The sequence below is a fragment of the Streptomyces sp. NPDC055025 genome, assembly GCF_053608565.1.
In genome coordinates, this window is the sequence record NZ_JBSGVS010000126.1 from 1 (window position 1) to 10,457 (window position 10,457).

At 73.6% G+C, this 10,457-nt stretch carries 6 protein-coding genes; all 6 read right to left on the reverse strand.

The window, feature by feature from the left end; translation table 11 throughout:
* Positions 1-161: 161 nt before the first annotated feature.
* Positions 162-2,057 carry an ABC transporter ATP-binding protein gene (locus ACWGDX_RS38685; RefSeq protein WP_453633421.1) on the reverse strand — a complete coding sequence of 632 codons (1,896 nt, stop codon included), beginning with the start codon at positions 2,055-2,057 and terminating at the stop codon, positions 162-164.
* A 77-nt stretch (positions 2,058-2,134) separates the two neighbouring features.
* Entirely contained in the window at positions 2,135-3,361 is a 1,227-nt protein-coding gene (locus tag ACWGDX_RS38690) for a glycosyltransferase (RefSeq protein WP_453633423.1), read from the reverse strand.
* On the reverse strand, positions 3,358-4,167 hold the full coding sequence (locus ACWGDX_RS38695; protein ID WP_363084375.1) for an alpha/beta fold hydrolase: 810 nt from the start codon (positions 4,165-4,167) through the stop codon (positions 3,358-3,360). Before ACWGDX_RS38695 ends, ACWGDX_RS38690 begins: the two co-directional genes overlap by 4 nt.
* 3 nt (positions 4,168-4,170) lie before the next feature.
* A complete protein-coding gene (locus ACWGDX_RS38700; protein ID WP_453633429.1) occupies positions 4,171-4,425 on the reverse strand; it encodes an acyl carrier protein in 255 nt (84 codons plus the stop codon).
* A gap of 95 nt (positions 4,426-4,520) precedes the next feature.
* Positions 4,521-9,197, reverse strand: a complete 4,677-nt coding sequence (locus ACWGDX_RS38705) for a beta-ketoacyl synthase N-terminal-like domain-containing protein (protein WP_453633425.1) — start codon at positions 9,195-9,197, stop codon at positions 4,521-4,523.
* The coding region (locus tag ACWGDX_RS38710; protein WP_453633427.1) for an SDR family NAD(P)-dependent oxidoreductase at positions 9,194-10,457 on the reverse strand (1,264 nt) is incomplete at its 5' end. The genes ACWGDX_RS38710 and ACWGDX_RS38705, both read right to left, overlap by 4 nt.

The window sequence follows — 10,457 nt, forward strand, 5'->3', positions numbered from 1 at the left end:
GTCCGCCACTTCGGCGGAACGCCCTCACTCATGTCCGTCCCTCCGCCGGTTCCGCTGTCCGTTCCTCACGATTCGGCGCGCCGCCATTCGGCACGCGCGAATCAACTCGGCACGAATCAGCTCGGCACGAATCAACGCCGCACGAATCAACGCCGCACGAATCAGCTCGGCGTCTCGACCAGCGCGCCGATACCGCCGCTCCCGCCGTCCGGCTCGTTGACCAGCATCTGGGAGGAGGCGAGCTCGCGGTAGAGGACATCGGCCTCCACCAGCTCGCGGTGGGTTCCCGCGGCACGCACCAGTCCGTGTTCCAGCACCACGATCTGGTCCGCCTCGGTGACCGTGGACAGCCGGTGCGCGATCAGGATCACCGTGCAGCGACGGGCCGCCTGGTCCACCGCCTCCCGCAGCGCCCGTTCATTGCTCGCGTCGAGCTGGGCGGTGGCCTCGTCCAGCAGCAGTACCTCGGGCCGGCGCAGCAGGGCCCGCGCGATGGCCAGCCGCTGCCGCTCGCCGCCCGAGAGGGTGACGCCACGGTTGCCGACCGCGGTGCGCAGCCCGTCGGGAAGGCGCTCGATCAGGGTGTCGAGCCGGGTCAGCCGCAGCACCTCGGCGATGTCCCCGTCCGAGGCGCCGGTGGCCGCGTACCGGAGGTTGTCCTCGATCGTGCCCGCCATCACGGGCGACTCCTGTTCCACATACGCGATCCGCCGGCGCACCTCGGCCCGGGGCAGGGTGGCGATGTCCACACCGTCGATGAGGATTTGGCCCGACGCCGGTTCGTGGAAGCGCTGGAGCAGCGAGAACATCGTGGTCTTGCCCGCGCCGGAGAGGCCGACCAGCGCGGTCTGGGTGCCGCCCGGCACGGTGTACGAGATCCCGCGCAGGGCGGGTACCCGGCCGGGGTAGGAGAACCGTACGTCCCGGAACTCCACCGGTGGCGCGCCGGACGGGCGCGGTCCCGCCGCCCCGGCGGAACCGGCAGTACCGGTGGTGTCGGCGGTGTCGACATCGTCCTCGACCGGCATGTGCTTGACCTGCTCGATACGGCCGACGGCGCCGAGCCCCTGTTGCAGCATGCTCAGCCCGGCCACCAGGGAGCCGACCGGGCTCGCCAGATAGAAGACATAGAGGAGGAAGGCGATCAGCGCGGACGCGTCGAGATCGCCGGAGGCCACCAGGGCCCCGCCCACCCCGAGCACGGCGAGAAACGCGGCCTGGATGGAGACACCGGAGAGGACCTTGACCATCGCCACATAGCGGGCGCCGGTCAGTCCCGCGCGGTAGGCGCCCTCGATCGCCTCCCCGGCGAGCGCGGTCTCACGGCCCTCCGCGCCATTGGCCTTGACGGTCCTGGCGGCTCCGAGGGTGCGGTCCAGGGCGGCGCCCACCGCGCCGACCGACTCCTGCGAGCGGGCGACCGCCTCCCGGATACGGGGCAGGATGAGCACCATCACCAGGGCGACGGCGAGCAGGACACCGGCCGTCACCCCGAGCAGTCCGAGATGGACCACGCCCATCAGGACCACCGCGCCGAGGATGCTGAGCACACCGTTGGCGACCATCACCAGCCCCTCCGTGGCGGCGTTCTGCACCAGGGCGCTGTCGGAGGTGACCCGGGAGATGAGATCGCCGGGCGGGCGGCGGTCGAGTTCGGGCACACGCAGCCGGATCAGCCGGAACACCAGGTCACGGCGGATCTGCCGGACCACCCGTTCCGAGGTCCGCTGCTGCCACCAGGACTGGAGCCCGGTGAGCCCGGCGCCGAGGACGACGAGCGCGGCGAGCAGGAGGACGGGGCCCAACACCCCGCGCCCCTCGCTCAGTCCGTCCAGGACGTGCTGGGCCACGAGCGGCTGCACCAGTCCGGCCGCGCTGGCCGCCAGGACCAGCAGCAGGGTCGCGGTGAGCACCAGCCGGTGCGGGCGGGCGTAGCGGAGCAGCACCCGGAGCGGGGCGGTCGCGGGAGGCGCGTCGGACGGCGCGTCGGACGGCGCCTCGGCCGGGGGCCCTGGGGCCGTGGGGGGTACCGCGGTGGGTGGGGGAGCGGTTGTCATAGGGAGGATCCCGGGGTCGCGGGCAGATGTTCGGTGTGGCGGGCCGGGGGGGGCGGGCCTGCGGTCAGGGCGATCGGTCAGGGAGATACGGACACGGCGGCGGTGGCCGGGGCGGGGACGGTGGCGGACACCGCCGGGGAGGGCGGAGCCGCCGCGATCCGCTCCAGATGTCCGGCCGCGGCCGACTGGCCGCCGGCCGCGCGCAGGGAGCGGCCGATGGCCTCTGCGGCGGCCCGGTGACCGCTGTCCGGGTCCAGTACGGTCTCGATGGCCGCGCCCAGCCGGGCGGCGTCCACCCGGCCGAAGCGGACCCGTACCCCCGCGCCCGCGTCGACGACCTGTCCGGCGACGATGGGCTGGTCGTCCCGGATCGGTGCAAGCACCAGCGGCAGCCCGTGCCAGAGCGATTCGCACACGGTGTTGTGGCCGCCGTGGCAGACGACGGCGTCCACCCGTGCCAGCAGGTCGAGTTGGGGCACGTGCGCGCGGACCAGTACGCCGGGCGGCACCTCGGTGAGCGTATGGCCGGGATCGACCACGACACCCTGCACCCGGTCGCGGAGCCGGTCGAGCGCGGTGACCGCCTCCGCGAGGAACCGGCCGCCCGCGTCCGCGTTGGCCGTACCGAGCGAGACGAGCACCGTGGCGCGTGCCGGGTCCAGCTCGTCCCAGGGAAAGTCCGAGCGGTCCGCGCGCGGGGCGATGGCCGGACCGACCAGATACGTCCGCTCGTTCGGCGGCGGCGTGTCACCGAGCAGTTCGCGCCCGGTGAACGCGATGACCCCGTACGGCGAGAAGCGGGGGTCGCCCATGCGCGCGGGATCACCGATCCGCCCGCGCAGAGCGCCCAGCAGTTCGCTCTGCCAGGCGCCGACCTTGGGCATCCCGGCCAGCGGGTCGACGAGTTCGGCCGAGGTGGTGGCGGAGGTGACATGGACGACGCCCCGGCGTTCGGCGACCAGCGCGCCCGCCACGGCGTGCTGGTCGGTGAGGACGAGGTCCGGGCGGAACGCGTCGATCGCGGCGTCGACACCGGGCGCCATCGCGTCGGCGAGCGGCACGAAGAACTCCGCCCACAGGAAGCGGAACGCGGCGGGACCGGTGAGCCCGGGTGGTCTGCTCAGTCCGCCGCCGGGCACCACGCAGTCGTACACCGTGACATCCGCGCCCGCCAGCCGGCGGATCTGGTCGGCATGGCCGGCCCACGCCACCTGGTGGCCCCGGCGGGCCAGTTCGGCCGCGACCCCGACCAGCGGGTTGACATGTCCGACGAGCGGCGGGACGACCAGCAGGAAGCGGGTCACCGCACCGCCCCGGCCAGCGTGTGCTCCCCCACCCACTCCAGGATCAGGTTCCGGGTCTCCTCGGTCCGCTCCACCAGGACGGAGTGGCCCTGCTCGGTGAGGACCACCGTGCGGCAGGACGCCAGCTTGGCCTCCAGGCTGGGCACCTGGGCGCTGAGCCCCGACTCGTCGCCGAAGATCGCCAGCACCGGGCAGCCGAGCGCGTCGAGGTCGTCGCCGATGACCCGGCCCGCCGGGACGTCCTCGGCGAGCGTGGTGGTGCGCAGGATACGGCCGGCGCCCCGGGAGAGCCGGGCGGTGTGCGCGCCGTGCTTGGCCGAGATCCAGCTGATGACCTCCTCGCGGACGAGCTGGTTCTTGGCGTCGGCGAGACCGTCGGCCATGTGCCGGGTCCACTCCTCGACCGGGGGCTCGGACTCGATCATCGTGACGGTGGCGACCCGCTCGGGGTGCCACGCGGCGAGGGCGGCGGCGACCGTACCGCCGAAGGAGTTGCCGACCACATGCACCCGGCGCCGCTCGTCCAGCGCGTCGAGCAGCCCGACGAGATCGGCGACGAAGGACTCCAGCCGGTAGCCGGTGGGCGGGCGGTCGCTGCGGCCGTGACCGCGCAGGTCGTACATGATCACGTCGTACCCGGCGGCGGCGAAGTCCGGGCCGAGCGTGAAGTAGTAGCTGGCCAGGCTGTCGGTGAGCAGGCCGTGCACGAACACGACGACGGCCGGCTCGCCGCCGTCCGCGGGCGGGTTGGCCGCGGGCAGCCGCTGGACGTGAGTGGTGATCTCACCGGTGCTGATCTTCGCCATGGGTCAGCCCTCCGTACCGGCGCGCAGCGACGCCGAGACATAGTCGGCCAGCTCACCGACGGTGAGCGCGATGATCTCGTCGAGTTCCAGATCGGCTATGAAGAGGGCGACGTTGACCCGGTCGCCGTAGTGCTCGCGCAGTGACCCCGCGAGGGTCACCAGGTCGATGCTCTCCAGTTCGAGATCGTCGTGGAAGGTGGTCTCCCGGGTGATCTCCGCGTCGTCGAGACCGTCCTCCGCCAGCAGCTCGCGGAGCATGCCCGTGATGTCGGCCAGTACGGTGCCGCCGTCGCCGCCCAGTGGCGTACGCTCCCCCGGCTCCACGGTCGCGAAGCCGATCGCCTCAGTGCTCATCAGAACTCTCCTGTCGTGTTGTCACCGGTCGTGCTGTCACCGGTCGTCCAGGCGACGACATACCGCCGCTCGGGCAGCCCCCGTGGATTGGCGACCTCCCGTACATCCACCTCGTACGACCGGCCCTCGGTCACCACACGGAGCCGGTCGTGCTCCGCGGCGACCACACGGAACCCGGCCGGGCGCCCGCCCAGTCCCGTCCCGCGTGCCTTGGCGACGGCCTCCTTGGCCGCCCAGAACCTGGTGAACCACACCGCGGCACTCTCCGCGGATCCGGCCACCAGGCTGTCGAGAAGGGCCAGTTCGGCCGGTCCGCACGCCGTCTCGGCGGTGGACCTGGGCCGTTCGGTGATCTCCTCGACATCGATCCCGCACGGTCCGCGCCGGGCGATCGCGACCCCGCTCTCACGGCAGTGGGCGATCGACACCGTCAGTTCGCCGACCGCGCGCCCGTGCACACCCCGGGCCAGCGGGCGGCCCGTGGCGTCGTTGTCGACGGCGATCTCGGCGGGATAGATCTCGCCCGCCCCCTCGCCCCAGAGCACCCCGCGCACGGCGTCCTTGGCGGCGATCCGCCCGAGCAGCCACTGCCGTCTGCGGACCGGTGGCAGCGCCTCGTAGCGGGCGCGCTCCTCGCCGCCGAGGATATTGCGCATCATCAGTTCCCTGGTGGCCAGATCGGGCCACCGCTCATGGACCAGCGTCCAGCCCCCGGGCTCCGCCGAGGAGAGCGTGTGCTCGCCGGGGAAGCGGTCCACCTCGCGGATATTGGGGTCGGTGTCGAACCGGCGGTCCTGCCAGCCGGTGAACTCCGCCCAGACGCGGCCGTCCTTGATGAGCTGCATGTCCGCGGTGAGGGTGAACTCGGTGAGTTCGGTGATCCGGATCGCGCAGACCAGCCGCTCCCCCGGCCGTGGACCGGGCCCGTGGAAGCGGATGCGCTCCATCCCCACGGGGAAGACCGTGGTGCGCTCGGTGAGCGTCGCCATGATCCAGTAGCCGAGCAGCTGCCCCACGTTGTCGAGCAGTGCGCCGGGGGCCTCCGGCGCGGTGATGACTCCGCGCACATGCAGATCGCCGATGGCGGTCAGTTCGCTGACGCCCTGGAAGCGCGGGCCGTGGAACATCCACCGTTCGCTGTAGAGCTGTTCGGCGCGCAGAGCGGGGACACGTTCGGTGGCCGGATCGACGGGCCAGGGCTCCGGGGCCGCCGGATGGCGGTCGGCCAGTTCGACCACCGCCCGGGAGAAACCGGTCAGGCTCACCTCGACCCGGTCGGGCGAGAGCCGCCGTACCTCCACCGGCACCTCGGCGGCGGGTATGGCCTCGATCCACTTCAGCAGCCGTACCTCGTGCACCGCGACCGCGCGCCTGCCGGGGACCGCGCGCTCGGCGATCTCCATGAGATGGGCGATGACCGTGGTCGCGGGCACGATCGGCCAGCGGTCGGCGTCGTCGGGCCAGCCGGGCCGCTGCCGGAAGAAGCAGTGGTCGAGCAGATACGGCATCTCCGCGACATCCACGCGCAGTACGGCGGGGACGGACGGCGGTTCCGGGACCACCGGCGGTCCGGCCGGCGGTCCGCCGGGCGAGGCGGGCGGCGAGGCGGGCGGTACCGGCGGGGCCGATGGACGGACCAGGGCGCGCGGGGCGCCCCCGCGGGCGGCACCGGCGCCGATGAGTTCGTTCGCGACGGCCGCGGTGTCCTGGAGCAGCGCGGACAGTTCGGCGGCGACCGGGAAGCGGCTGCCCGCCCGGCCGAGCAGATCCAGCGCGCTGCCGGCGACCATCGGGGCGACGGGGGCGTGGGCCGGGGCCGGGGTACGGGCGGTCCTGCCGGTGAGGACGTTCCTGGCCTCCTCGGGCAGCGACACCAGGGCCCCGCCGAGGTCCAGTCGTACTCCCCGGCCCGACGGCCGCGCCTTCGCCGGGCCCGACACCGACGTCGACACCGTGGCGCTGGCGCTGGCGGCGACGGTGGCCGTCGGCTCCAGCAGCGGGGTCACATCGGGCGACGCGCCGTCCACCCAGAGCGCGGTGACCACCCGGCGGAGCTGCGCCAGGCTGTCCCGGGCCGTGGAGTGCGCGGAGACGACCAGCCGGTCCTTGCCCGCCAGGGTGTCGTCGATCAGCGAGCCGAGCTGACCGGCGCCGAGCTGGACGAAGGCACGGTATCCCGCGTCGTGCATGGCGCGGACGAGCTGACGGAACCGCACCGGTTCGAGCAGATGCCGTACGAACAGCTCCCGTACGGCGCCCGGCTCGTCCGGGTAGGGCGCGGCGGTCGTGGCCGACCAGACCGGGGTGGTCTGGGGATGCAGGGTGTAGGCCTCCGCCGCGCGCCGGATCGGTCCGAGGTAGGGCGCGAGCATCGGGGTGTGGAAACCGGAGCGGAACGGCAGCACCTGCCCGATCACCCCCCTGTTCCTGAAGAGCTGGATCAGCTCGGTCACGGCCTCCTCCGGGCCGCAGATCATCGACTGGTTGGGCGCGTTGTCGTGCGAGAGCACCACATCGGTACGCCCGTTCAGCTCGGCGAGCACCCGCTCGGCGGGCATACCGAGCACCCCGAAGACGGCTCCGGGCACCCGCAGCGCGTCCGGGTCGAAGCCCGCGAGAAAGGCGTCCACCTCGTCCGCCGCGTGGATCCCGCCGCAGGCCATGGCGGTCCACTCCCCCACGCTGTGCCCGGCGACCGCGTCGGGGACGACCGCGAGCCCGCGCAGCGCGGTGTCGAGCATCCGGCCGAGCTGGAACACGGCCGCGCCGTGCCGCCCGACATCACCGACCCGGGCGTCCTGCCCCGGTGACCAGGGCAGACCGAACCGCTCGGCCAGTCCGGCCACCTGGGGCTCGAACTCCGCTTCGAGGCCGGGGAAGACAAAGGCGGTACGGCCGCCGGCCGGGCCGAGCAGCGGGCTCGGGCTGAACCACACATCGCTGCGGCCCCGCCATGGCACGCCCTTGGCGACCGCCTTCCTGGCCAGCTTCAGCCGGCGCTCCGTCGGATCGACGATGCCGAGCCTGACCGGGCCCGCCGCCGGGGCGCGCTCGTCGAGCCCGGCGGCCAGTACCGCGGAGTCGTCGTCGGCCAGCAGGGCGGCCAGCTCCGCGGGTCCTGACGCGGCGAGCCGCAGCACCCGCTCCGGCTCGCTCACCGTCGTACGGGCCCCGCGGACCCCGCCGGCCGCACCGGCCACCGGGGCCCCTGTCACCGGAGCGACGGCTGTCACCGCTTGCTCCAGGACCACATGGGCGTTGATACCGCCGAAGCCGAAGGCGTTGACACCCGCCCTGCGCGGTACCCCGGTGCCGGTGTCCTCCCAGGCCGTGGCCTTCGCGAGCGGCGCGAACCTGGTGGCCTCCAGGGCCGGGTTCGGCTCGTCGCAGTGCAGGGTCGGCGGCAGCACCCCGTGGTGGATCGCGAGCGCGGCCTTGATCAGTCCGGCGATCCCGGCCGCGGGCATGGTGTGCCCGATCATGGATTTCACCGAGCCGATGACGGCCCGTTCGCCCACCGCCGGTCCGAACACCTCGGTGAGCGTGGTCAGTTCGGCCCGGTCTCCGGCGACGGTGGCGGTGCCGTGGGCCTCCAGCAGTCCGAGGGCGTCCGCCGCGCGCGGATCGAGACCCGCCGCGTCCCAGGCCTGCCGGACCGCGCGGACCTGCCCGCCGGGGTCGGGGTTGAGGAGACTGGCCGAGCGGCCGTCGCTGGCCACCCCGGTCCCGGACACCACGGCGTACACACGGTCGCCGTCGCGCTCCGCGTCCGCGAGCCGCTTGAGGACCACCACACCGGTGCCCTCGCCGATGAGCACCCCGTCGGCGTCACGGTGCAGCGGACGGATCCGCTCGCTCGGGGAGAGCGCCCCGAGCTGATTGAACACACTCCACAGCGTGATGTCGTGGCAGTGGTGCACCCCGCCCGCCAGCATCACGTCGCAGCGCCCCGCGGCCAGTTCTCGGACCGCGTGGTCGACCGCGACGAGCGACGAGGCGCAGGCCGCGTCCACGGTGTAGGCGGGACCGCGCAGATCCAGCCGGTTGGCGACCCGTGAGGCGGCCAGATTGGGCACCAGACCGATGGCCGACTCGGGCTGTTCGGGGCCGAGTTGCCCGGCGAAGGCCGCTCTGACCTCCTCGATACGGTCCTCGCCGAGGTCGGGCGCCAGCTCGCGCAGTGTACGGACGAGCTGGCCGGCGGTCCGTACCCGCTGGTCGAGCCGGACCAGACCGGGCGTCAGATAGCCGCCCCTGCCCAGGACGATCCCGGCGCGCTGCCGGTCGGCGGGGAGTACGGAATCTCCGCCGGCGTCCTCGATGGAGCGGTGGGCGACCTCCAGGGCGATGAGCTGGTCCGGCTCGGTGCCCGCCACCGAGGCGGGCATGATGCCGAACCGCGCGACGTCGAACTCTGTCTCCTGGTCGATGAATCCGCCGCGCTTGCAGTACACCCGGTCGCTGCGCCGGGGTCCGCCGGGCGCGTAGAACTCGGCGTCCCACCGGTCGGCGGGTACGTCCGTGATCGCGTCGACGCCGTTGACGATGTTGTGCCAGTAGCTGTCCAGGTCCTTGGCGCCCGGGAAGAACGCCGCCATGCCGACAATGGCGACCGGTGGGGCGGCCCCCGTGGCGACCGGTGGGGCGGCCGTGGTGCGGGAGGACACGGCGGTCACCAGCCCGACGCGGTGTAGACCGTGGCGTGCACCTCGGGCGCGCCCCAGGCGAGTTCACGCAGCAGGCTCAGCGGCCCCTCCTCGGGGTCGATCAGCTTGATCCCCCGGGCTGCGTAGGAGCGCATCAGTTCGGGGGTGACCATGCCGCCGTTGGTCTCCGCGGCGGCCCAGGGGCCCCAGTGGACGGTCAGTCCGCGCCGCTCCGGGGTGGACCAGCGGCGTCCCAGCTCCTCCAGCGCGTCGTTGGCGGCGGCGTAGTCGGACTGGCCGCGGTTGCCGAGGGCGCCCGCGATACTGCCGAAGAGCACCGCGAAGCGGGGTCCGGTGGGCAGTGTGCCGACCGCGTCGAGCACCGCGCGCGCCCCGCCCACCTTGGTGGTGAAGACCCGGCGGAAGGACTCGACGGGCTTCTCGGCGATCAGCTTGTCCTCGATGACCCCGGCCGCGTAGACGACCCCGTCGAGCCTGCCGTGCTCGGCGTGGATGTCCTTGACCGTGGCGTGGACGGCCTCGGTGTCGAGTACGTCGACGCAGTGGTAGCGGACCTGGCTGCCGAGTGCCCGCAGTCCTTCGACCGTGTCACGGACCTCGCGGGCGGCGAGCACGGCGGACACCCGGCGCTCGACCTCGGCGGGCGAGGTCATCCCGGAGCGGAGGAAGGCGGCGCGCAGCGCGTCACGGTCCGTGGCCCCGGCGGTCACCGGGTCCTCGGCCCCGGCGGGGACCGGCGTACGGCCCATCAGTTCGATACGGCACCGGCTGACGGAGGCGATCGTACGGGCGAAGCGCGCGGTGATGCCACGGGCGCCGCCGACGAGCAGGACGACCGCGTCGCGGTCGAGCCCGGCCGCCTCGGCCTCGGCGACCCCGTCACCGGCCGGGCCCGCGCCGGTGGCGGCGAGCGCGCCCAGATCGGTGGGGGTCAGCCGCAGGGCGCGCCGGGTGCCCCCGCCGGTCAGGACGACCGGTTCCCGGTCGGTGGCGGCGAGTTCGGTGACGACGGCCGCGGCGATCTCCTCGGGTCCGGCGCCGGGCGCCACCTCGACCAGGGTCGCGGTGAGGTCCGGATACTCCCGGGCGACGCTGCGGAAGAAGCCGCGCAGTCCGCTGGCCGCGCCCTCGGTCCTGCGCTCGACGGCGAGCAGCCGGCGCGGCGCGCCCGCCAGCACGCTCCGGTAGAGCGGGAAGGCCTCGGGCAGGGGCGACTCGGCGGTGACGAGGGGGTCCAGATGGATCACCGTGTCGGCGATGGTCCCGGGC